21 protein-coding genes and 1 pseudogene are annotated in these 24,161 nt (G+C 60.2%); 7 read left to right on the top strand and 15 right to left on the bottom strand.

Going from position 1 to position 24,161, the window contains the following annotated elements; all coding sequences use genetic code 11:
* The first annotated feature begins 61 nt into the window (after positions 1–61).
* Positions 62–3,631, top strand: coding sequence for a DEAD/DEAH box helicase (locus tag BTUS_RS04695; protein WP_013074966.1), 3,570 nt, complete (start codon positions 62–64; stop codon positions 3,629–3,631).
* 135 nt (positions 3,632–3,766) lie between these two features.
* Here the strand turns inward: BTUS_RS04695 and BTUS_RS04690 are convergent, their stop codons facing one another.
* Complete coding sequence (locus BTUS_RS04690; protein ID WP_041303733.1) at positions 3,767–4,648, bottom strand: Gmad2 immunoglobulin-like domain-containing protein; 882 nt, start codon at positions 4,646–4,648, stop codon at positions 3,767–3,769.
* Positions 4,649–4,816: 168 nt separating this feature from the next.
* On the opposite strand from BTUS_RS04690, the gene BTUS_RS04685 reads away from it, so the two are divergent.
* From BTUS_RS04685 to BTUS_RS19405, 4 genes and pseudogenes are all read left to right on the top strand, one after another.
* Positions 4,817–5,929 carry an NAD(P)H-dependent flavin oxidoreductase gene (locus tag BTUS_RS04685; RefSeq protein WP_013074964.1) on the top strand — a complete coding sequence of 371 codons (1,113 nt, stop codon included), beginning with the start codon at positions 4,817–4,819 and terminating at the stop codon, positions 5,927–5,929.
* A gap of 204 nt (positions 5,930–6,133) precedes the next feature.
* Positions 6,134–6,649: a Uma2 family endonuclease gene (locus tag BTUS_RS04680; RefSeq protein ID WP_013074963.1), complete on the top strand. Its 516-nt coding sequence runs from the start codon at positions 6,134–6,136 to the stop codon at positions 6,647–6,649.
* Positions 6,650–6,670: 21 nt separating this feature from the next.
* Positions 6,671–6,877, top strand: coding sequence for a hypothetical protein (locus BTUS_RS17880; protein WP_123809228.1), 207 nt, complete (start codon positions 6,671–6,673; stop codon positions 6,875–6,877).
* Positions 6,878–7,043: 166 nt separating this feature from the next.
* Positions 7,044–7,223: pseudogene (locus BTUS_RS19405) on the top strand (IS256 family transposase); the annotation flags it as partial.
* 174 nt (positions 7,224–7,397) lie between these two features.
* Here the strand turns inward: BTUS_RS19405 and BTUS_RS19210 are convergent.
* The 14 genes from BTUS_RS19210 to BTUS_RS17875 all read right to left on the bottom strand — a co-directional run bounded on the left by BTUS_RS19210 (position 7,398) and on the right by BTUS_RS17875 (position 21,239).
* The gene (locus BTUS_RS19210; RefSeq protein ID WP_407635227.1) at positions 7,398–7,676 is read right to left on the bottom strand and encodes an integrase core domain-containing protein; all 279 of its coding nucleotides are present in this window, start codon (positions 7,674–7,676) and stop codon (positions 7,398–7,400) included.
* A 128-nt stretch (positions 7,677–7,804) separates the two neighbouring features.
* Positions 7,805–9,088: an imidazolonepropionase gene (hutI, locus tag BTUS_RS04670; protein WP_013074961.1), complete on the bottom strand. Its 1,284-nt coding sequence runs from the start codon at positions 9,086–9,088 to the stop codon at positions 7,805–7,807.
* A 78-nt stretch (positions 9,089–9,166) separates the two neighbouring features.
* A complete protein-coding gene (hutU, locus tag BTUS_RS04665; RefSeq protein ID WP_013074960.1) occupies positions 9,167–10,828 on the bottom strand; it encodes a urocanate hydratase in 1,662 nt (553 codons plus the stop codon).
* A gap of 40 nt (positions 10,829–10,868) precedes the next feature.
* Complete coding sequence (locus BTUS_RS04660; protein WP_013074959.1) at positions 10,869–11,855, bottom strand: C-terminal binding protein; 987 nt, start codon at positions 11,853–11,855, stop codon at positions 10,869–10,871.
* A complete protein-coding gene (locus BTUS_RS04655; RefSeq protein WP_013074958.1) occupies positions 11,824–12,654 on the bottom strand; it encodes an ABC transporter ATP-binding protein in 831 nt (276 codons plus the stop codon). Before BTUS_RS04655 ends, BTUS_RS04660 begins: the two co-directional genes overlap by 32 nt.
* An 11-nt stretch (positions 12,655–12,665) precedes the next feature.
* On the bottom strand, positions 12,666–13,580 hold the full coding sequence (locus BTUS_RS04650; protein WP_013074957.1) for an ABC transporter permease: 915 nt from the start codon (positions 13,578–13,580) through the stop codon (positions 12,666–12,668).
* Positions 13,581–13,612: 32 nt separating this feature from the next.
* The gene (locus BTUS_RS04645; protein ID WP_013074956.1) at positions 13,613–14,638 is read right to left on the bottom strand and encodes an ABC transporter substrate-binding protein; all 1,026 of its coding nucleotides are present in this window, start codon (positions 14,636–14,638) and stop codon (positions 13,613–13,615) included.
* A gap of 59 nt (positions 14,639–14,697) precedes the next feature.
* On the bottom strand, positions 14,698–16,047 hold the full coding sequence (locus BTUS_RS04640) for an amidohydrolase family protein (protein WP_013074955.1): 1,350 nt from the start codon (positions 16,045–16,047) through the stop codon (positions 14,698–14,700).
* A complete protein-coding gene (locus tag BTUS_RS04635) occupies positions 16,044–17,333 on the bottom strand; it encodes a Zn-dependent hydrolase (protein WP_013074954.1) in 1,290 nt (429 codons plus the stop codon). Before BTUS_RS04635 ends, BTUS_RS04640 begins: the two co-directional genes overlap by 4 nt.
* 30 nt (positions 17,334–17,363) lie before the next feature.
* Positions 17,364–18,230, bottom strand: a complete 867-nt coding sequence (locus tag BTUS_RS04630; protein ID WP_013074953.1) for a MurR/RpiR family transcriptional regulator — start codon at positions 18,228–18,230, stop codon at positions 17,364–17,366.
* 1 nt (position 18,231) lies between these two features.
* Positions 18,232–18,660 (bottom strand): aconitase X swivel domain-containing protein, encoded by a 429-nt coding sequence (locus BTUS_RS04625; RefSeq protein WP_013074952.1) that lies wholly within the window; start codon positions 18,658–18,660, stop codon positions 18,232–18,234.
* Complete coding sequence (locus tag BTUS_RS04620; protein WP_245543369.1) at positions 18,657–19,904, bottom strand: aconitase X catalytic domain-containing protein; 1,248 nt, start codon at positions 19,902–19,904, stop codon at positions 18,657–18,659. Before BTUS_RS04620 ends, BTUS_RS04625 begins: the two co-directional genes overlap by 4 nt.
* Before the next feature lie 560 nt (positions 19,905–20,464).
* Complete coding sequence (locus tag BTUS_RS04615) at positions 20,465–20,830, bottom strand: type II toxin-antitoxin system PemK/MazF family toxin (RefSeq protein WP_013074950.1); 366 nt, start codon at positions 20,828–20,830, stop codon at positions 20,465–20,467.
* Entirely contained in the window at positions 20,820–21,239 is a 420-nt protein-coding gene (locus BTUS_RS17875) for a helix-turn-helix domain-containing protein (RefSeq protein WP_013074949.1), read from the bottom strand. The genes BTUS_RS04615 and BTUS_RS17875 overlap by 11 nt, the downstream gene beginning before the upstream one ends.
* A 490-nt stretch (positions 21,240–21,729) precedes the next feature.
* Between BTUS_RS17875 and BTUS_RS04605 the strand changes: the two genes are divergently transcribed.
* A complete protein-coding gene (locus BTUS_RS04605) occupies positions 21,730–22,638 on the top strand; it encodes a Druantia anti-phage system protein DruA (RefSeq protein WP_013074948.1) in 909 nt (302 codons plus the stop codon).
* Complete coding sequence (locus BTUS_RS04600) at positions 22,635–24,050, top strand: transposase family protein (RefSeq protein WP_013074942.1); 1,416 nt, start codon at positions 22,635–22,637, stop codon at positions 24,048–24,050. Before BTUS_RS04605 ends, BTUS_RS04600 begins: the two co-directional genes overlap by 4 nt.
* Positions 24,051–24,161 lie beyond the last annotated feature (111 nt).

Below are 24,161 nucleotides of genomic sequence, written 5' to 3'. Positions count from 1 at the left end.
CCCTTCGCCAGGTGGTGTACAATGAGAAGATGAGAATATTTGACCGGCCGAGGGGATACACATGCAACCGTTTCCGACCACATCGAGAGAAATTTTGGCATTGATCGGCGACCGAGCCACTTTTAATCGCGGAAAACGTTACGCGGAGCAAGGGCGCGTGCAACTCACCAGTCCGCCGGAAGGGGATCGCTCGACCAACGGCCGACTGCGGTGGGAATGTTCCGTCTTGGGAAGCAAGGAGTACCGGGTCATTCTCGAAGACCATCAGGGCAGCCTGGAACTCCTGTGGTGTTCCTGCCCGGCGTTTGCACGCATGGGTGTGTGTAAACATATCGCCGCAGCACTGTTGTATCTACTTGAGCATGGCTTTCTGGAGCCGGATGCCGATCCAGCTGGCCAACCCCGTACAGGTCGCCGCTCCTCCGCAGTCTTTGAAGACAATCCAGCCCCCGGGGACGAGGCCCGCATGGCCGTGGGCTCAGAGCCCGGGAATGACCCTACGACGAGCGCCAGCAAACCACGTGCCACCCGCGCCAACCGGGCTCGGGACGAAGAATTCCAGAAGGCCCGGACAGCCGTCACCGGCCTCATCCGAAAGTTGGGGGACTTGCTGGAATCGGAACACCAACCGAGCGGGACATCGGCTGGTCCTGTCCCCGCCCCGGGACGCCGGGTAACCTCCCGCCTTTCTATCGATTATATTCTCGTTCACGAGGGCCACGTGAGCCTTGAGCTGAAAGCCGGGGTGGACCGCACTTTTGTGGTCAAGAATATCCGGGATTTTATTCGGGATGTTCAGATCGGCGCCCCCCACCCCCTGACGCCGAGGTTCTCGTATCAGCCGGAGTTGCACGATATCGCCTCTGAGGATTTGGCGGCAATGCGGGTGCTCAGCCAAGTGATGGCCGGAGAAAGTTTTTATCGCTCGGTGAATGGCTATTATTCTTACGATCGCAAACTCGGCGACCGCCGTATGGCGCTGCCCCCGGCGGCGGCAAACGCTCTGCTCGACGAACTTCGCGGCCGACAGATCTTCATGGCCCACGGCAACGCCGCCCCGGCGCCAATTGTCGTAGCCGAGGATCCCCTGCCGAGTGCGGGACTGGAATTCCGCCTGCTCCCGGGCGACAAAACGACGGAAGGGGGCGTTCGGTTGGATCTCGCCCCCTTGGCCCGGGCTGAGTACTTGGCAGCTTACCGGTGGCTGGTGGTAGACGGAACGTTGTATCGCCTGTCCGAACAGGAGGACAATCTGGTCTCCAGCTTCATACAGGCGCTGCGCTCTGAAACGAGGCCCGGCGGGTTTCTTCGCTCTTACGAGCGCCCCCAGCCCCAGCTCTCCATCCCCAGGGATCTGGTGGGCACCGCCCTGTCCCTGACCGTTCCGGCTTTGGAGACAATCGGCAAAATTCGTGTCCAACCGTCTTTATCGAAACAGATTGCAAAATTCCCCCTGCGCACCGAGGTGCTTGTGGACGAGGGGCCCGACGCCCTTTCCCTGGACGTCTCTTTTCATTACGAGGATGCGGTGTTTCGCCCGGTGGCCGGATCTGCGCCGGAATCTCCACATGAGGACGCCGACCGTGCCGTCTCGCCGTCTATGGATAAGATTTACATCAGAGACATGGATCGGGAAATGCAGGTCATTTCGATCCTGAACGAAGGCCCTGTAACCGTCAAATCGGGTCCCGGGGGACAGGCGAAACTGTCCGTCCCAAAAGAGGACGAAACGCTTTATCGGTTTTTTCACGAAACGGTTCCCGCCTTGACGGCCTTGGACCACGTCAGTCTCTACCTGTCCGATGGCGCCTCCGCCTACGTCACCGACGTGCAGCCACAACCGGAGATTCGCTTCGATCTCGACCCGGCCGGGGGCTGGCTGACCGTGCGTTTCGACGTCCACGGGGTCGACCCGGCGGAGGTCGAACAGATTCGGCAAGCTCTGCTGCGGGGCATGCGCTACGTGCGCCTCGAATCCGGTGCTTTTCTCTCCCTGGAAGATGAATCCTTCCGCAGGGCCCGATCGGTGCTCCAAACGGTGTTGGGAGACGCGCGATCCTCATCCCGGAAAGGCCGGGATACCCAAGGATTTCGCGTGCCTCTGTACAAGACGGCGCTCCTCGTTGACGCCGACGACACCCGGGGGGTGACCCGGTACAGCACGGCCGTTCGAACTTTGGTGGAGTCCCTCAGTGACCCGGAAGCCTTGGAAATCGCCCCGCCGGCGGGCCTTCGCACCGCTTTGCGCCCCTATCAACTCACCGGTTTTCGCTGGATGAAGACGCTCGCCCACTATTCCCTGGGGGGTATTCTCGCCGATGAAATGGGCCTGGGAAAAACGGTGCAAACCATTGCCTTTTTGCTCTCCGAGCGGGAGACGGCGCCCACCGATCGACCCTCCCTCCTCGTGGTGCCGGCTTCGCTGATGTATAACTGGGAGGCCGAATTTCGCCGTTTCGCCCCCTCCCTGCGGGTCACTGTGGTGGACGGGCCACCCGAGAGCCGGAACCAGAAACTGCAAAATCTGCAGGCAGGGGACATCGCCGTCACCTCGTACCCGTTGCTCCGACAAGACATCGCCCAATATGCGGAAATTCCTTTTGAACATTTGATTTTGGACGAGGCCCAGACCGTCAAAAACCACACCACCCAGATTTTCCGGGCGGTCCAACAGATCCAGGCCCCGAAGCGGTTCGCCCTGACCGGGACGCCCATCGAAAATGCCCTGGACGATCTCTGGTCGATCATTCACACCTTGATGCCCGGACTTTTCCCGCCCCTTCAGCGGTTCAAAGATCTCTCGCCGGAACAGGCCCGGCGCCGGGTCCGCCCCTTTATTCTGCGGCGGACAAAAAAAGATGTCCTCAGAGATCTCCCGGAGCGCACGGAGATGATCCACTGGGTGGAGCTCGACGACAAACAGAAGGCGGCCTACCTGGCCTTCTTGAACGACGCCCAACTCCGGGCCCAGCAGCTCATGCAGAAAGGCGGATTGACGGAAAATCGCATCGCCATCCTCGCCCTAATCACTCGGCTGCGCCAGGTCTGCGCCGATCCGGCCCTGGTGGTGCCGGAGTACGACGGAAGCTCCGCCAAACTGGAAGCCCTTCTGGAACTGCTGCGGGACTACCGGGTGGCGGGGCGGCGGGCCCTGGTCTTCTCCCAGTTCACCCAGATGCTGGAGCGCATTCGCGGGCGCTTGGCCCAGGAAGGAATCGAGGCCTTTTATCTCGACGGCCGCACCCCACCCAAAGATCGTTTGGCCATGGCCGACGCATTCAACGCCGGTGAGCGGGGCGTGTTCCTCATTTCCCTGCGGGCCGGGGGGACGGGGCTGAATCTCACCGGAGCGGACACGGTGATCCTGTATGACCTGTGGTGGAATCCGGCGGTGGACGCCCAGGCCATCGGCCGGGCGCATCGGATCGGGCAGAAAAATCCCGTCCTCGTGCTCCGGGTGATCGCCAAAGGAACAATTGAGGAGCGGATGTACGCCCTGCAGATGAAAAAACAGGCGTTGTTCGACCGGGTGATCGAGAGTGAAAAAGACCCGTCCGCATTCCGCCTGACGGAAGAGGACGTCCGGGCGCTGTTGTCCCTGACCGAAGCCGACGCCGAAGCGGTGCGCTGAACCTTGCCCGATCCCTTGTGCGAGGCCGTCGGGGCGCAACACCGGTGATCGTTGAGTTCGATATCCCCGATGAACTGCGCCGGCCCCTCAGCAAAAACACAACCCGGATCCGGATGACACCCCGGGCCGGATCCATCACGGCTGGAACCGCACGGGCACCATCACCACATCCTGTTTCGACCCGTCCCGGGGGCTCACCGTGTAAACCATCAACATCCCCGCCGGATTCGTCGGGGCCTTATAGGCGAAATTTTTGTCGATGGTCATCCATTCCGGCGCGCCCGCCCCGGACAACACTTGATCCAGGAGGACATTGTGACCATCTTCCAAATACACGTGAATCTGGCCCTCGAAGGCCCGGGCTTTGCCCTGGAGGTGGAGCGATGTTCCCGTCAGTGTGTGCTCGGGCTTGGGCGCCGTCACCATGATGTTCGGCTCCACAAACCCCGGGGATTTCGGCGCCCTGGGCCCTTCAAAAATCAGTTCATACGCAGTGGCCGAGGCCGGCGTCTCCACCACATCCACCGGATAACTGATCACCTGGGCGTACATGTTGCCCGGCTCGGGATCACGAAAGACGGCCCTAACCTGAAGGTGCCCGCTTGGCAACTGTTTGATTTCTTGCACCTCGACTTTATGGCCCGGATTCGGGCTTGGGCCCCGGCTGACCATCAGGTACCTGGTCCCGCCAAAGGTAAAAAATCCCCAGAAGGGCCGCTCACGATTGGCCCGCACCCAATCGCCCATCTCCGCCGCGGGATAGTCCCCCTCCGCCACGTGCCGGACCGCCAGCTCTTTCACCTGCGAACCGTTCGAATCGTTGGGATTCGTCGCGGTTGCCCCCTTCTGCCCATCCGAGGCGGACGCCGTGTCCCCGGTCCCTTCCGGCACCGACGCCCCGCCCCGCTGACCCGGCGCGGATGGTGCCGCCGCCCCGCAGGCTGAAAGCACCAGCGCCGCCGACACCACGCCCGCCACCGCCGTCATCCCCCGTCTCCACACACCGCCGCTCGCCATGGCCCTCACCTCGCGAATGTGAGTAGGCCGCCATGTGGATAACAGCCTTCCAAGACCACCATAACATACTTCATCCCGGGTGGGCGAGGGGAGATGTTATACAGGAGGGCTTTACACCCGATATGCGTTACAATGTGAGATAGATCCTCATTCAAAGGAGCGAAGCCCATGTGGAATGACACTGCCGTCACACGCATGTTAAGCGTTCGATATCCCATTATCCAGGCCCCCATGGCAGGCGGGCCCACGACGCCGGAACTCGTCGCCGCGGTGTCCAATGAAGGCGGACTCGGTTTTCTCGGAGCCGGATATATGTCGCCCGACTCCATCCGGGCCGCCATTCGCCGGATCCGTCAGCTCACCGATCAGACATTTGGAGTAAACTTGTTTATTCCAGACCAGAACATCCAAGTGGAGAGGGAAGTCGTCAAGGCCATGATCCATCATTTAAAATCCCTCGAGGCGTTACCCGAGGAGGTGGGGAGGGAGATTGACAGCATTCCCATGGAAAATGCCCCCGGGGATACGTTTGCCCAACAGTTGGAAGTGATTTTAGATGAGCAAATTCCTGTCTTTAGCTTCACTTTCGGCTGCCCGACCCAAGAGCAAATCAAAGAGTTGAAATCCCGCGGAATCCGAGTGATCGGCACGGCCACCAGCGTGGTGGAAGCCGTATACCTCCAGGAGGCGGGTGTGGATGCCGTCGTGGCCCAGGGTTGCGAAGCGGGCGGCCACCGCGGGACCTTTCTCGGAGCCCACCCCTCCTCCCTTATCGGCACCATCACCCTGGTTCCCCAAATTGTGGACAGAGTCCGCATTCCGGTCATCGCCTCCGGAGGGATCATGGACGGCAGAGGGATCGCCGCTTGCCTCACCCTCGGGGCCTCCGCCGTTCAAATGGGCACCGCCTTTCTCGCCAGTCGGGAGAGCGGCGCACACCCGGCCTACAAGAAAGCCCTGCTCCACAGCCGCGACACCGAGACTGTCATCACGGACAGTTTTTCCGGAAAACCCGCCCGAGGCCTCAGAAACACCTTTATCTCGTGGATGGAACAATATGATGGCCCGATACCCCCGTATCCCATTCAGAATGCCCTCACCCGCCCCATTCGCAACTGGGCCGCACGACAAGCCGATCCCGAATTCATTTCTCTGTGGGCCGGCCAGGGTTCCGCACAGAGCCGGGACGCGAGCGCGAGAGACATCGTCCGGCAACTCATTCAAGAGGTGGAACGGGCAATCGGCAAGCCGGCTGACAGAGACACACTTTTTTATATATAATGGATATCAACGAGGAGAGAAAACGCCTGGATAACAGCTTCACCGGATGATTGACTCCTTGCCGGACGATAGAACGGCGTTTAGCGTCGAGAAACGGACTGAATTTATCGTGGGCGTCGATGACACCTGTATCGGCTGATAAGAGAAGCAGGAGTGGAGTTTGAACTCGGAGACTCCGAGTGATGTTAGAAGGTGGGATCGCGGATGGAAGTCCAGCTTGACCCCAAACAGTTGGAACGATGGGAACGTATCGACGGTGTGATTTACGACATGACCCCGTCGCCTTCCACAGAACACCAAAGGATTGTGGGCAGACTGTTTCGTGACATAAGCGGATATCTAAAAGGAAAAACGTGTGAATGTTTTACTGCACCCTTTGATGTTTACCTGGATGGTAACAAATCGGGAAATTATGTGCAACCAGACATCACAGTCGTGTGTGATCCATCGAAACTGCGTCCGCATGGATGTGTGGGCGTTCCGGATATGGTCGTGGAAGTTCTGTCACCTGCTACAGCATACAAGGACAAGACGGTCAAGCTCCGGGCCTACAAGGCTGCAGGAGTACGTGAATATTGGATTGTCGACCCACACCACCAGATTGTAGAAGTCTATCGACTGACTGATACCAACGTGTTCCCGACAGTACACAACAAGGACGAAACGGTCACGGTGAGCATCTTTGAAGGGCTGGACATCAACCTGCGGGACATATTCTAAACGACCAGGGCGGCCCGTTTCTTGGAACGGTACAAAAGTCTATCGCCTTATGAAGCAAAACGGGCTATTCTGCGTGATAGAATTGCCGCTTTAGTCGCAGGGATCTATTTCAAAGCTTGTAAGAAAGGCGGCAAGAAGTATTTTTTAATTTCCCTAATACTAACCCCGGTAGCTTTAATTGTAGGTTTGGTTCCAGGATTATTGGTGGTGTTCCTGGTGCCGCATTAACTGTTGTTCAACGAAAGGGGGAGGCTTGAATGTGGAGAGAGAGCTGTGGGATGGGGCGGTGTGGTGGTGGTACGAGTTGGGGACTCGGTGGTGGCAGGTGGTCTTCATGAGCCACTGGCGACAAGTCGCCGGCGCTACCTTGTGAAAAAGACACATGAAACTGACGCACAAGGAGCGCAATATTCTGGAGCGCCTGCCGGAGAAACCGAGAGATTGGGTCAAGAGGCAACTGCGGGGGACTTGGCGTCAGGAGACCGAGAAAGAGTCGCTGGTGACCCAACCGCGATTGGCCGCGCAGCTTGAGAAGGCGTATCCAGGGACTGCAGCCAGTTTGCGGGAGGGAATGGGCAAGCCATGCAGGGGCAAAAGCTACGGTGGTCCCAGTTGTCAAGACAAAATTTCCGGCGTTGCTAAGCTATATCCTCGCCTCTCCACCGACCCAGTCCCTCGTTGTTGGAGGAGCGGGAGGGGTGAATGGCCAAAGGCCAGAGGGGAGGAGCGAAGCGGCTTCGCCTAGTCTTTAAGCACTCTCCTTTCCACAATATGTATGTTCGGTAGAGACTTGAGGACGTATAGGGTCTTCTGGCCTCATCCCTTTCAGATAAATCTCGGCAGGTGTGTGGTACCCCAACGATTGGTGTGGCCGCTCATGATTGTAATGGTGAATGAATGTTCTGATTGACTCCCTCGCCTCCCTGGGGCTGGCGTACTCCGAGGCCAATTGTGCAACCGTCTTCTCTTCCCTGAGAAGTTCCAGAACGACCTGCGCTTTGAATGAAGCCGAGTAATGTTTTCGCATGCCCATAGTGTAGCTTAAACAGCCCCCTGTCGCTTGTTCAGTTTCCTGGGACCACTATAGTTCGTTCATGGCCTTCCTCCCTCAGACAATAATCCGCCAATTACTTTGCGTAACTTGGGCCAAGATACCTAGCACGATCCAACGACTTTTTTGTTCACAGCCACCACATGCCCCTTTTTCACCACGGCGTGGGTGTGATTCACCCCAAAACGATAGACGAGATACGCCGGATTCTCCGCCTCCCACAATACAAAATCCGCCCATTTTCCGGGCTCCAATGTCCCCGTCTCCCCGCCCCGGCCAAGGGCGCAGGCCGCGTTGAGAGTCACCGCCGTCACAATCTCCTCGGGCGTCATGCGCATCGTCGCCGCCGCCATGGCCATGATCAACTGCAGCGACTCCGTCGGGCTGCTGCCGGGATTGTAATCCGTCGCCAATGCCACGGGCAGCGCGAACTCATCGATCATTTTCCGCGCCGGAGCGGGCGTCTCCCCAAGGAAAAACGCCGTCCCCGGCAACAGCACCGCCACCACGCCTCCCTCTGCCAGGGCCCGCAACCCGTCCTCCGAGGCGTGGAGCAGATGATCCGCCGAGATCGCCCCCACCTCCGCCGCCAGCTCCGCACCCCCCGTGTCCGCCATCTCATCGGCGTGCACCTTCGGACGCAGGCCCCAGCGCCGCCCCGCTTCAAGAATCACCCGGGACTGCCGGACCGAAAACACCCCCTCCTCGCAGAACACATCACAGAACTCCGCCAGATGCTCCCTCGCCACCGCCGGCACCATTTCCTCGGCCACCTGGGCCACATAATCGTCCGGCCGATCCCGATACTCCCCCGGCACCGCGTGAGCGCCCAAAAACGTGGAGACGACGTCCATCGGGTGGTGCCGATTCAACTCCCGAGCCACCCGGAGCTGCTTCCGTTCCGTCTCCCACTCCAACCCGTACCCGCTTTTCGCCTCCACCGTGGTCGTCCCCATCGTCATCATCACATCCAGTGTCCGCCGTGCCTTCTCGTACAGATCGTCCTCGGCGGCCCTCCGCGTGTCCGACACCGTGCGCTGGATCCCCCCGCCGGCAGCCAGGATCTCCAGATAAGACACCCCTTGCAACTTCAGCGACAGCTCGTGCTCCCGGGACCCCGCATGCACCAGGTGAGTGTGGGCATCGATCAACCCTGGCGTCACCAATCGCCCGGCCGCATCCAACCACCTCCCCACCGGCCGGTCACCCGCGGCGGCCAAAACCTCCTCCTCGGGGCCGGCGGCCACCACGCGCCTCGCCCTCGCGGCGATGGCGGCTTTGGGAATGCTCTTCAGCATCCCCATCCCTTTGCCGCCCTTGGGAAACGTGCCCTCGGCCGTCACCAACCTCCCGATCCCCGTCACCAGAAGATCCAGCGCCTCCTCCATCCCCACCACCTCCAGGTTCCATTCTCGGCCACGCAAAGCCACGCAGCCCCGAGCCCCGCGTCCGCCTGTTCCCCGCCCTCATTCCGCGAATTCCGCCATCGGGATGCGCACCCCGTGCCTCTGGGCCGTCTCCCACGCCTCGTCATAGCCCGCATCCACGTGGCGAATAATCCCCATCCCGGGATCGGTGGTCAACACCCGGCGCAATCGACCCTCCGCCTCCTCAGAACCGTCTGCCACCACGACCATCCCGGCGTGAATCGAATACCCGATCCCCACACCGCCTCCGTGGTGGACCGACACCCAGCCCGCCCCGGCCGACGTGTTGACAAGCGCATTCAAAATCGGCCAATCGGCCACGGCGTCGCTCCCATCTTTCATCCCTTCCGTTTCCCGGTTCGGGGACGCCACCGACCCGCAATCCAAATGATCCCGTCCAATGACGATGGGTGCGGAGATCTCCCCCCGGCGGACCAACTCGTTCAGCGCCAGGCCGAACTTCGCCCGCTCGCCGTATCCCAGCCAACAAATCCTCGCCGGAAGCCCCTGGAACTGCACCTTTTCCCGGGCCATTTCAATCCACCGTGCCAGAGACCGGTTCTCCGGAAACAGCTCCAACACCAGCTCGTCCGTGCGCCGAATATCCGCCGGATCCCCGGACAGCGCCGCCCACCGGAAGGGCCCCTTCCCCTCGCAGAACATCGGCCGGATGTAGGCCGGCACAAAGCCCGGGAACGAAAACGCCTCCCGCACCCCCGCCTCAAAGGCCACCTGGCGAATGTTATTCCCATAGTCGAATACCACCGAACCCCGGGCCTGAAGGTCCAGCATGGCCTGCACGTGCCGGGCGATACTCTCCTTCGCCCGCCGGACGTACTCCCCGGGGTCCGCCTTCCGCAACGCCCCGGCTTCCGGCAGAGATAGGCCGGCGGGGATGTAACCGTTTAAAGGGTCGTGGGCGGACGTTTGATCTGTTACAAAATCTGGAACAACTCCCCGTCGGACGATCTCCGGATACACCTCCGCCGCATTCCCCAAAAGTCCGACGGACAGCGGACGTCCCTCCTCCACAGCCCCCCGCACCAAGCCCAGCGCCTCGTCCAGGGAATCGGCCCGCAGATCGCAATACCCGCTTTGAATCCGCCGGTCGATGCGGGCGGGGTCCACCTCCACGATCAGCGCCGCCCCGCCGTTCATCGTCACGGCCAAAGGCTGAGCCCCGCCCATGCCGCCGAGCCCGGCGGTCAACACCCATTTGCCCTTCAGCGACCCCGAGGCGTGCCGCCTCGCCGCTTGGGCAAAGGTCTCGTATGTCCCCTGCAGAATTCCTTGGGACCCGATATAAATCCAGGAGCCCGCCGTCATTTGTCCGAACATGGTGAGACCCTTTCGTTCCAAGTCTCTGAAAACGTCCCAATTCGCCCAGGCCGGAACCAGCATGGCGTTCGAAATCAACACCCGGGGAGCCTCGGGGTGGGTCTTGAAAATCCCCACGGGCTTGCCGGATTGCACCAAAAGCGTTTCATCATTCTCCAACTCCTGCAGGGACCGCACGATCGCCCGATAGGCCTCCCAGTTTCGGGCCGCCTTGCCCGTCCCGCCGTACACGATCAATTCCTCCGGTTTCTCCGCCACCTCGGGATCGAGATTGTTCATCAACATCCTCATGGCGGCTTCTTGAATCCACCCCTTGCAGTGCAGTTGATTTCCCCGGGGTGCGCGAATGGGCCCTTCCGACATGTCGACTCCTCCCAACAAATGGTTTACGTTCCGGTGCAATCTAGGCTCGGTGAGACCCCTGCGGTCGATTCAACGCGTACACAGGCTTGTGCCCCTCCACGGCCAATGTCACTTCCCGGCACACTTTCTGTTTCAACTCGTCAATGGACTCCCTGGTCACATACGCGGCGTGGGGCGAGAGCAAAACGTTGGGCAGCCTTCGCAGGACGTGATCGGCCGGAAGGGGCTCCACCTGAAACACGTCCAAGGCCGCCCCGCGAATCTTTCCCCTCACCAAGAGCGCCACCAAGGCCGCCTCATCCACCACCGACCCCCGGGACGTATTAATCAACACCCCGTGGGAGGGCATTTTGCCCAATAGCTCAGCATCCAGCATGCCCTCCGTCTCTGGCGTCGCAGGCAGATGCAAACTGACGTAGTCGCATTTTTCCATCAACATTTCAATGGGCAGCCGGGTAACCCCCATCTCCCGGAACATCCCGTCCCCCACCGTGCGATCAAAGGCCGCCACCCGAAATCCCAGGGCAGCCAGCTTCGCCGCCACCCTCCGGCCGATGCGGCCGAATCCCACCAGGCCAACCATCGTTTCCGCCGTTCTCCGGTTTTTCACATACCGGAGCGGGTCCCAGATCCCCTTGCGAACGTCCTCATCCATCCCCCGTAAATCCCGATGAAAATACATCAGCGCCGCCACGGTGTGATCCGCCACTTCATCGGTGCAATAATCCGGTATGTTCGACACCCAGATACCCCGCCTGGTGGCCGACTCGACGTGGACGTGATCATACCCCACCCCCGGGACGCACACAATTTTTAGATTCGGCATCCCCTCAAACAGCGAGGTCGGGAGTCGAAACCCGACTTGTTGGATTAAAGCGTCGGCCTGCCGTCCTTCCAGCCGATAATCCTCCTTCAGCGTGCGGCTGGTCGAGACGAGAAACCGCCATCCGATCTGGGAAAAATACCTCTCCTCCTGGGAGTGGTCATCCCATTCGTCATCGAGCATCCACACGAGAGGCTGTGCCACGGCTACCCCCTCCCGATACGCCAACTTGTGCCGTCCATCCACTCTCTTCGCGAATGGCCTGAGTGAGATACTCTTTTAACTCGATAAGAGGCCGGGAGAAACGCACGTGATAGTCCCGGGGACGGGGGATGTCCACCTTGACGATTTCCCGAATCGTCCCCGGCCGACGGGTCATGACCACCACCCGGTCCGCCATGAACACCGCCTCCTCAATGTCGTGGGTGACAAACACGACCGTTTTCCCGCTCCTCTCCCAAATTTCTAACAAATGCTCTTGCATGACTGTTTTCGTCTGCGCATCCAAAGCCCCAAAGGGCTCATCCAGCAACAGTACCCGGGGATCGTTCGCAAAGGCCCGGGCAATGGCCACCCGCTGCTTCATCCCGCCGGAAAGTTCCTTTGGGTAATGATCGGCAAATCCTTCCAGACCGACTCTCTGCAAATACTGCGAAGAAATCTCTCGCCGGGATTCGGCGGGGACCCCCCGAACCTTGAGCCCGAACTCAATGTTCTGGCGGACGGTCAGCCAGGGAAACAGCGTGTACGACTGGTGAACCATGCCCCGGTCGGCCCCCGGGCCATCCACCCGCTCCCCGGCCACGTGCACGACCCCCTCATCCGCGGTTTCCAGCCCGGCTACGATCCGCAACAGAGTGGATTTTCCGCAGCCCGACGGCCCCAGGATGGTGATCAACTCCCCGGACGCAATATCTAATGAAATATCCTTGATGGCCCAAAGAGCTTGGCGCCTCTTTACAAAATACTTCGATACCCGGGAGATTTGGATGTACGGTTCCACGATTTTCCCCCCTATTCCCGCCATCGAAACAGTGCGGAGCCGAGCCCTTTCATGAGGAGATCTGACAGCAGACCGATAAACCCGATCACGACAATGCCAAAAATAATATCCGCAGTCTGCAGCATGCGCTGGGACTGAAGAATCACATAGCCGATACCGCTTTTGGCCGCCACCAGTTCCGCGACGATCACATAGGTCCAGGCCCACCCCAACACCAGCCGCAGGGTATCATAGATTTCCGGAAAAGCGGCGGGAATCACCACGTGGCGCACGACAAACCCGTCCTTTGCCCCCAGGGTATAAGCCGCTTCGGTCAGCTCCCGCCGAACGTGGTGGACATGGACGGCCACCATGAGAATCAATGAGAAAAGGCTCCCGAGGAAAATCACCGACACCTTTTCGGCGTCCCCGATCCCCACCCACAGAATCAGAAGGGGGATGAAAGCCGAGGCCGGCATATACCGAGCAAACGATACCAGGGGCTCCAGGATCGCCTCAATCGGACGATACACGCCCATGAGAATCCCGAGCGGCACCGCAACCACCGCAGCCAGGGCGAATCCGAGCAAAACCCTCCACACCGTCGCGAAAATATCGTTTAAAAAGTTAAACTCCGCGAACATCCGGATCCCATTTTGCAAAATATCCGTCGGCGTGGGAAGAAACAGTTTATCGACGCTGCCGGTGTAGGTCACCAGCGACCAAATCCCCAGGAAGCCGATAAAGCCGCACAGGGCCAGGGCCAAATACCACGTTGGAGAGATCGGCTGAAAGGGTTTGAAGATCGAAGGTTTCCGGCGCCCGTTGCCTCTGGGGATGAACCCCCGGTCCATCGACCCCCGGTCTGTCAACTCGCGATCTTGAGGGGAATCGTCGAATCCCGTTGTCTCGGCGGTTCGTTTGACTGAATTTAACGGCTCCATCATCCCCGCTCCTCACCGCATCTCTGTGTCACCGATCATTCGACGAACTTTCCGTCGACGAGTTCAGCAATGTTTGGCTTTTGCTTGATGATCCCCTGTTCCACCCAAAAATCCGCCGCCATTTCCGTCAACTTGTAAAGCTGCCCATCGGTGACGGGGTTCCCAAAATACTGTTTATTCAACGCCTGGTCGTACCAGCGCACCTCGTGCACACTGCTTTTAAAATCGTCAAGGCTCTGGCCGAGATTTTTGGCCATGATCGCGTAAGCGTCGTCGGGGTTCTTATGGATGTAATCCAGTGCGTCAAACCACGCCCGAACGACTTTTTTCACCGCATCCGGATGGGCATCGACAAAATCCTTGCGGAATCCCAAGGTGTCGGTGATCACCCCGGGAGTCTTGTCGCTCTTGATGAGCACGTGGCCAAAGTCCGTCTTTTCAGCCCTGGACAACCAGGGTTCCCAGGTCACCGCCGCATCCACCTTTTTGGCCACAAAGGCTGCCCCGGCGTCCCCCGCCGTCATGCTCTCAAACTTGATCTCATTCTTATCGATATGATTTTGCTTCAACAGATAGAGAAACCAAAAGTAACTGGCGCCCCCGTCCGTTTGTACCGCCACAGTCTTTCCTTTGAGGTCGGCCAGAGATTGAATCTCCTTTTTGGCCACCACACCGTCCCCGCCGTAGGAGTCATCCACCGCCAGCACTTGCACCACGGGTACGCCACTGGCCGCCGTCACCACGTGGCTGTCAATCGTCGTCGTGAATCCCTGAATTCGGTTGGCCGCCAACGCGCTTCGCCGGTCGGCCACACTTTCCATTTTCACGAGGTTGACATGAACGCCCTCTTTGTCAAAAAAACCTTTTTCTTCTGCCACGTACAATGGCGCAAAGCCCGTCCACGTGGACAGCGCGATGGAAACAGTCCCCACAGCCTGACCGCCCGCTTCCCCCGACCCGTTCGCCGGGCTCGATGTGCTTTGCCCACAGCCCAGGATCCCGGTTGCCAAGGCCAGGGCCCCGACGATGCCCGCGCCGCGGATGAGTCGATTTTTTTGCATCAGCTTTCCTCCTCCTCATCATCCATGCTACTTGTATGTCTACTGTACGTCAATATTCATTACGTATTTGTCTTCTTGCTGGCCAAACGGTGTAATCTATCCATCACCGCGGAAACATTCATGACAACATCTTCCCTGGAAAGTCCGGCGATCGAGCCGTCCCGGACGCGCTCCTCCCCGGCGATGACCACCCGGCGAATCGCTTGGGGCTGCATCGCGTACACGATTTGGGCCACCACGTCGGTGCCCGCATGGAAAGGCTGCATCGACCAGTCCCCGGGGTCGATTCCGACAAAATCAGCGGCATAGCCCGGCTCAATCCTTCCCACAGGCAGTTCAAGAACCTCGCCCCCCACCTCCGTCCCCATGGAAAAAGCCTGCTTGGCCGACACCGCCGCGGCGTCAAGGGTGGACACCTTCTGTAATAATGCCGTCATTCGCATCTCTTCGAAAACGCTGGTACGGTTGTTGCTGCACGCCCCGTCCGTCCCCAGGGCCACCGAAACGCCGGCCTTCACGAGTTGGGGGATCTTCGTCACCCCGTCCGCCAGAAACATGTTGCTGGAGGGACAGTACACCAGGTGCGCCCCCTTCTCCCCCATCCTGGCGATCTCCCCGTCATCGAGCCACACCGCGTGAATGGCCACCAGTTTGTCGTCCAATACCCCCAGTCGATCGAGCAACTCCACCGGCCTCAGACCGTGCTCTGCCTGGACCTGCTCCACCTCAAAAGGCTCTTCGCTGACGTGGATGTGAAATCGGCACTCCAACTCCTCGGCCAGCCGGTGGCCGGCCACCACCATCTCCGGAGAGGCCCCGTGCAGACTGTGAGGGGCCGGGATGACCCGCACCAAGGGATTGCCCTGATATTTTGCCGCCAAATGACGCGTTCGGGCCACCGCCCGGTCCACCGGCTCCCGGTAACCCGCCGGAGCGCCCGGCCAGTCGTAAAGGGTCCGGGCCAGCACCAGCCGAATCCCGAGATCCCCAGCCGCCCGGATGACCGCTTCGTCGCACTCCAGCCCATCCTGGTGGACGTAGAAAAAATCACACACCGTGGTGACCCCGTAGCGCATCATCTCTCCAAAAGCCAGCAGGGCACCGTAATAGATCGCCTCGGGGTCCAAATGAGGCGAGAAGCGATAAAGGGCCTCGTCCCGCCACTGCAAGAAGGGAACATCCACTGCAATCCCCCGGAGCAAACTTTGGAACGAATGATTGTGAGCGTTCACCGTCCCGGGCACGAGGAGAAGATCCGACCAATCCACCCTCTCCCGGGCGTCCACCCAGGGCTCCAGTTCAATCCTCGGCGCCACCTCCTGAATCACCCCATTTTCCACGAGAACCGCCGCTTCAGTCCAGAATCTCCCCCTGGTGTACACCATCATCGGACAATACAGACGTCTCACCGGGCGTCCAACTCCTCATCCAGGATCAGGAGAGCCCTGAGCAGGGCGTCCCCCGCTTTTGCGATGTCTTCCATTCGGCTCTCCTCCTCGGGACAGTGGCTTTTTCCCCCCACACTCGGCACGAACAACATCCCCGCCCGGGTGATTCTGGCCATATGGGTGGCATCGTGCCCGGCCATACTGGAAAGCAGCATGTACGGCTCCCCGAGCTCGGCCGCCGCCCGTTCCAAGGCCCCGATTACCGCCGGGTCCATCCAGGACGCCTCCTGATCCAAAAGACGCACCCGCCGAACCTGAACCCTCCGCCCTGCCTCCACCCGCCGGACACACTCGTCAAAAGCCCTCAGCACCTTCGCCGTCCCCTCCCGATCGGGGCTGCGCACCTCCAGGATCAAGGAGACGCACCCCGGGACGATATTCGGAGCGTTCGGTCTCACCTCCAACTGCCCGATGGTGCCGACGATTTCCTCGCCTCCTCCCCGGACCACCGCTTCCTCGAAACCGAGAACGAGCTCCGCCGCGGCACAAAGGGCATCCCGCCGATCCGCCATCAGCGTCGTCCCCGCATGGTTCGCCTCCCCCTCCACCACCACCTCTTCCCGATAAATCCCCGTGATGGCCGTGACCACCCCCAAGGGCATTCCCCGGCTCCACAGCCGCTTGCCCTGCTCAATGTGGCACTCTAGGTAGGCCGACACCCCGGCCGGATCCAGGCGCGCCCGATCCAGCCGGTCGAGATCGCCCCCGGCCGCTTGGAGGGCATCCCGAAGGCTCACCCCCGTACGGATGTGAACCGCCTTCCGCACATCCTCCACCCGGAGAACCCCCGCCGCCGCCCGGCTCCCCAGGGTGGACACTTGAAAGGGGTTGGGCTCCTCGGCGGTAAACGAAACCACCTGGACCGGATGGCGCAGCCGATATCCCTCCTCCACCAGCCGCTGAACCACCTCCGTGGCCAGGACCAAACCCAGGGCGCCGTCAAACTGTCCGCCATTTGGCACGGTGTCGTGGTGCGAACCGAGCACCAGGGCGGGCAGGGCCTCCCGCCCCGGCATCGTCCCCCACAGATTCGCCGCGGTGTCCATCCGCACCTCGAGACCCAGTACCTTGTGCCAGAGATCCCTCAGCCACTCCCTGGCCCGAAGCTCCGCCTCGGTGCCAAAGCCCCGAAACCACCCGCCGCCACTGGCCTCGGACCGGCCGAACCGGGCCAACTCCTCCAACCTCTGGGCAATCCGCTCGGAATTGACACCCTGTACGTCAAAACCCGCCGCCGATGTTCCCACACCCAGCCCTCATTTCCCATAAGTCTCCAATCAAAAATTCCAATAAATGTGTTCTCCCTGCTCCAACGTTTCCACCCGGTTCAGCCGCTCTTCAATCCCGGGGATCCGCTTCGCCGTCTCCAGAAGAAGCAAGTTGAGCAGCACGATGGGCGCCCCGTAGACATCAAAAATCGACGAGGTGGTCACCGGCACCGTGATCACCGGATCGGCAAATTGGGTAACGGGGGAGACGACGCGATCGGTGACGGCCGCGATGGAAAACCCGGCATCGTGCAAGCGCTCCACATGGGAAAGGAGAATGTTCGGATATCGCGGAAAGGCGATGGTCACGATCTGCGTGCCCGCCGGATCCCTCAAGGGCAAACTGTTCCAGGCCGGCGTGTGGGGAAGAACCTCCTCGACTCCATCCCGCATTTTATTGAGCACATAGGTCATATAGGGGAGGAGCGTCGCCGACATCCGGGCGGATAAAAGCACCACCCGCGGCGCCGTGGCCAATTTGTCCGCCAGCCTCCGGAAGGCCTCCTGCTCCGCGACTTCCCTCAGTCCGGCGATATTGAGCTGTTCATTGGCAAGGATCTCTTCGTAGTCGTCCCGGTTCCCCCGGGTGGCGTATCGCAGGCGCTTGGGCGCCGTAATGTCCTCCCGGACCAATTTCTGCAACTTCCGGAGCAAATCGCTGTATCCGTGAAACCCCAGGGACATACAGAAACGGGAGACACTGGCCTGACTGACCTTGGCTTCCGCCGCCACCTCCCCGGCGGTCATAAAAGGAATTTCAAGATAATGGGTCGCAAAATAGTCCGCCAAATTCCGATTGGTCTCGGATTCGCCCGCTGCGGCACCGAGGCGTTGCAGGAAATCCTCCAAGCTTTTAAGATTCTGCAATTCTTTCATCCTACGCTCTCCCGATGAGTTGGATCACTCCGCTCGACGCGTCCACCTGAACGGTATCGCCGGTCTTGACCTGTTCATAAAAAGCGGCCTCCACCCGATCGACCATGGGCACGTCGAGAATGATGCAGGTCGCCACGAGGACGGTGTCCGGGTGCTGGACCACCACCGCTTTCGGGGCATTCCCCCGCATGGCCAACTGGTAAAGCCCGTCGGTCTGGACGACGGAGCTCCCTTTCCCGCTGGGGAAAACCAAAATCTTCCCCGAGACGCTGACGCCGTGAAGACAGTGGCCATCCTCGATGACCTGGCCCGTCTCCGGGTCGCACAGATAAAAACAGATATCATCCTGGGAGAACAGAACTTCGCCGGACGCCGCGCCCCCGGAGATTTTGTGACACGCAAAGGTCTCCGCAGCTTGGGGTGCCGTCATGCGATCACCCCCTCGACCGCCGCCTGAACACAGGCCTCCAGGCTCCGGATCACAAAGTTCATCTGCCTGCGCTTCGTGTAATACGCGCATTTGGGCGATTCCGTGGCTCCGGTTTTCCCCTCCAGGTGCTTCCAGATCGGCTGGTCCACGCAGGTGTCCTGAAGCACGTGCCCCCCCGCCCTCTCGATGACGTCCACCAGGCCCATCCGGGCCGCCACCTCCCGGGTATACGCCGAGGTGTTGATCCACAGCTCCACCCGCAGCTTCTTCCCCCGCACCAGCTCGGCGATGGTCTGCAGCTGGCGCAGGCTGAGGTGGGGACAGCCGAGAAGAACGAAATCCACCTGACCCGGAGCTTGGGAGATCTGTTCCCGAACCTCCAGCAAGTCCCGGTCTGTGACGGTCACGGTGTCCACGGGCTCCCGACCGCCCAGGGCCGCTTCCAAAGTCGGTGCCTCGGGGGTGAGGCCGACAATGTGAAACATGGGCACGGCCCCGGCGGTGTTCAGCTCGGCACACAGGTTCATGAGTGCCTCCGGGGAGGCCGTATCGGGGATACCCACGAATACCGGGATCCGGTGGCCGATCTTTTTCGGCACAGCGTATCCCAACAGTTGGTAGTCAAAATCACTCGACAACTCGGCCTTGACGTCCACCACGATCTGCCCCCGGCGGTTTTCGGCCAGAAGTAGCCCGTACTCCGGTACCCGGCCGGCCACCGCGGCGCACAGCGCGCTCTGGGCCGACTCCCGGTTGCTCCGGGCCCCGTAGACGGCATTCACATAAGGAGTGGCGCTGGACTCGGAAAAGGCGACCACCTCTCCCTGACGCGGGATGTTGTCCAACAGGTAGGGGGTGCAGCTAAAATTCAACACCGCCCCGATGGCCCGATACGCCCGGTACGTCCGCTCCATCTGCTCCACATCCCCTGCTTCCAGGGCGGCGGCCCGGTTGAAATATTCCAGGTCAAAGCCCGGATTTACCGTTGGCGCCACCCGGCATCGCGCCCCCAGCCCGACCATGCGCTCGACAAACCACAGGTCCGCCTCCTGGTTGCTGAGCGCCACATGGGCTCGGCGGATGGGCACCATTCGCGGGGCGTCAAAAGCCTCGCCAATCCCCACCAAAACCCGCATGGCCAGGGCCGCCCCCTCGCCGAACTCGCCGTCCAGCATGGCCTGTTCCTCGGCCGTCAAATACATCCGCACCCCTCCTCCACGGCTCGTGTAAATGTAGTCATTCATGATTTCCTATCTCTTGAATAACCACATTCACATGTTATCAGACTCGTCGGACGGCGTCAAGCGAAAAAGTCGTATAAATTTTCCGTATAGGTGGTATAAAGCGAATATCCAGTCAAACCGGGAAGTCGATTCTCGCCATAGGTCTCTTACAAAAGTCCCGCTGGCTTGAAAATATCGCGCCGGCCTTATCCGAGCGGTGTCACTACGGCCGGCGGAAGAAGAAAGCGCTCAATCGGAGAGTACACGGGTGCGAGTGCGGGTTGGTGATGCAGCAGGACTTATACAGTGGTATTGATCGCGGATTGTGGAAAAGGGACGGCATCAGGTGGCCAAGGCGGCAACGGCTTGGCCGGGTGCGGAGCCGCTCCTGCGACCGGCCTGAAGTCGACCGAAAACCAACCAGTGAGCTGGAGGCGTAAACCAACGAGGCGTAAACCAACCTGGTTCGGCAGGTGCCCGGCCAAGGTACTTGTTCAGAGTCGGAGCGGGTCGTCCGAGAAAGCGGGTGCCGTGGATGGGATCACGGGGGGGCCGAGGTTGAGAAAGAACCCATTCACGCCTCACAGATTCAGCAACGCGCGCAGTCCCCTGCGGATCATCTCCAGTTCCGTCGGGGCCAGCGTACCCAGGTACTCCACCGTCCGCTGTAGGTCGAGTGCTCGCACCTGGTCCAAGAGGATGGTCGATGGCCGACGAAGTCCGCCGGCGCCGGCCGGCAACCGCGGGTAAAGCAGGGGATTCCTCCTGGCCCACTGCCCGGCGCGCGTCGTCGCCGGTGCGACGAGGACCACGCCAAAGCGGACGGGCTCCGGCGGCACGCCAAGCACGACAGCCAGGCGAACCCCCTCCTGCTCGTGTCCCGGCGGGACGTGCCCAGGCAGGTGAACCAGGAGCATGTCTCCTGGCTCGAGGCGGTCACCGGTCATGCTTCCCGCCCTCTACCACAGGACCTATGCCCGGCACGTACCGCACCGGCTTTCCCTTCGGCGGGCCTTCCGGTCCCCAGTCATAAGGTGGAACTTCCCCACCCAGGTCCGATTCCAGCCATGCGCCGTCCTCTTCCGTTTCCTCACGTTCCTTGCGCAGCTTCTCCCAAGGCACCACGAGGCTACCCTTCACGCCCTCCAGCCCACGGCGTACAGCCGCCGGATCCTCGGAACACAAAGGTTTCCCTTCCTCGCCCTGGAGGAAAGCCTCCAAGTCCTTCTCACGCACACGCCACAGGCGCCCGAGTTTGATCCCTCGCAGGCGCCCGGTCCGGAGCCATTCGTAGACTGTACGTTCAGCCACCACCAAGTGCTCAGCCACCTGCTCAGGAGTCAGCAGCTTCTCCATGCTTCTACACCTACCTACATAGAAGCATATGTCACTTCATGCTCTCAGACAACGTGTTGCATCTTAGGGTCTTAACGGGTGAAGGAAGCCGCGACTGGATAGACTGCCATTTACTTTGACCTCCTCGCCATCCCCGACGGGTTACTCGGCGGGATAAGCGGACCGTTCCGTACAGTCGATAAACTGATGAAACCACTGGACCAGATTACGGCCAAGAGCGAGATATGGATAACAAATCGGTTTGATCGTCGATATGCGAAACTGGTTCAGGCCACCCTGATGTCCGGGCGGCCGTCCTTAAAATTTAACCCCCATAATAAGGTAAGGATGCAGAAGAACCCCATCCAGTGCTGACGCATGAACCGGGAAGCCCTTGGGACGCTTGACTTCAGAGCGCGTCTCAAGAAAATTTGATTGCAAATACGACTGGACAGTTCTGAGCCCATCTGAGATGATAACCTTGGAGATGATGTCGAGAGGTGAGTCTCAGATGGACGTACCCTTTTGGATTGGCGACCGAGAGTTTCGCGAGGCGGACCTGGAATTGATTCGAAACACGGTCCAGCGGTTTTCCCGCTTGAGTCGAGAGGAAATCGCGGCGACCTTGTGTGAGAATCTGCCGTGGAAGTCCCCGAATGGCCGGCTGAAAGTCGAAGCCTGCCACAAGCTGCTTCTAAAACTCGAGCAAAAAGGAGTGATTACTCTTCCGCCCTTGCGAGCCCAGGGTCCCCGAGGGTGCCGGGAACGAAGAGGGGGGGTGGTACAAACCCAGCTTCAGGCGTGCCTGCGGGATGTCCTTCCGGTCATCGTGGAGCCGGTCCGTCCGGAAGAACGGGCAGACTGGAACGCGACCATGGCGGCGTATCACCCGTTGGGGTACCTTCGTGGGATCGGGGCCCGCATCCAGTACTGGATCCGGGCACAGGGGCCAAACGGACCGGTCATTGTGGGGGCGATGTTGTTTGGGGCTGCGGCGAAGGCCCTGGCTGCACGGGATCAGTGGATCGGATGGACGGCGGAGCAGCGCAGGCGGTATCGCCCACGAATCGTGAACAACAATCGGTTTCTGATTCTGCCGGGTGTACAGATTCCCCATCTGGCCAGTCATGCGCTTGCGTTGGCGGCCCGGCGGATTCGAGCGGATTGGAAGGCGCGCTATGGGTTTGAACCGGTTCTTTTGGAGACGTTTATCGAACCCCAATATCCAGGGACTTGCTACCGAGCGGCCAACTGGATCGAGATCGGGAAGACGGCGGGACGAGGAAGACAGGATCGATTCTTCGAGTATGGAACGTCCGTGAAATCGATCTGGGTCTATCCGCTGGTGCGGGACTGGCGGAAGCGGTTGGTCGAACCCTTTCCACAGCTTGTGGAAGACGAGTGGGGGGAATCGAGATGACGCTTCGGAATCCCGAGTCGATTCACCCCTGGACCCTTCCGAATCGGAAAAGCTCGTATCGAAACAGCGAGGAGGAGCGAGCGGACCGGCAAACGGCCGTGGAAGCCCAGTTGCCGGTTTGGCGAGCGTTGTTGCCGGGCTTGATGGAGAAGTTTTCGCGGATTGCCGACCCCCGACGTCCAGGGAGCATTCGGCACAAACTGACTGTGCTTCTGACGTTTGGGCTGTTCATGTTTATCTTTCAGTATGCCTCCCGCAGAAGAGCCAATCGGGAACTGACGCGTCCAACGTTTTGGGAACACTTTCGGGAGATCTTTCCGGAGGTGGAAACCATCCCGCATATGGACACGGTGCAGCGGATCTTGGAACGGATCAATCCGGGGGAGCTCGAGGAGGTGATGACGGCGACGGTGAAGCGCCTTCTGCGGTCGGGACGACTGAAGGCGCTGTTGGTCGAGAAGCAATACGTGATCGCCATAGACGGGACCCAAAAGGCGAGTCGGGGGCAGCCCTGGGCCTCGGAGGCTTTGCATCGTCGGCACGGGGAGAACGAGGTCTCGTCCATGGCCTATGCCCTGGAGGCTAGCCTTGTCAGCCCTCAAGGGGTGGTCCTCCCGTTTCTCACGGAGTTTTGCGAGAATGCGGCTGAGCAGCAGGAGTTCGAGAAGCAAGACAGTGAACTGAAGGCCTGCAAACGGCTGCTGACCCGCCTGCGCAAGATGTTTCCCAAATTGCGGATCTTGGTGGTGGCCGATGGGCTGTACCCCAACGGGCCGATGATGGCGCTGTGTCGGGATCTGCATCTGGACTTTATGTTTGTCCTGCCCCAAAGCTGTTTGCCCAGTGTGTGGGAAGAGGTCAAAGGCTTGAGAAAGATCGAACCCAACGAGCGGAGACACCGGTGGGGCAATCGCGAGCAAATCTTTTGGTGGATCAATCAGATCGACTATGATTTCAGGGAGGCTTCCGGGGCGCGCCGTCGGCTTAAGGTGCATGTCGTGGGATGTACAGAGTTTTGGGAAGAGGGGGGGAAGCAGCAGGAGGCGCATTGGGCGTGGGTGTCCGGGCAGCCGCTGACGGCACAAAATGTGGTGAACCGCTGCAATCGTGCGGCACGCCACCGATGGGACATTGAGGAACAGATCCTGACGGAGAAGCACCGGGGATACGAGTATGAGCACCTGTACTCCACCGACTGGACGGCGATGCGAAACTGGCACGTGCTGATGCACCTCGGCCATCTGGTGAACGTCATGGCCTTGCATACCGAAGGGCTGATGAAGAAAGTGCGGGAACTGGGCTTTAGCGGGACGTTGAAGTTTCTGTACGAAAGCTGGACGCAGGGGTGGATGGATCGGGACTGGCTGCTGGCGCGTTGCCAAGGTCCTCCGCGGCTGACGATGGCGTTTTAACAGGAATATCTTGCAACATCGTTCTGTGGGGGAGGGGAGCTGTAACCTCTGGGGATCCAATAATCAACAGAAATAGATTTTCCCGTCATTCAGGGCGATTCTCCTTTACAG

This window comes from Kyrpidia tusciae DSM 2912 (assembly GCF_000092905.1).
Lineage (GTDB): Bacteria > Bacillota > Bacilli > Kyrpidiales > Kyrpidiaceae > Kyrpidia > Kyrpidia tusciae.
This window is presented reverse-complemented; position numbering and strand designations above follow the sequence as displayed.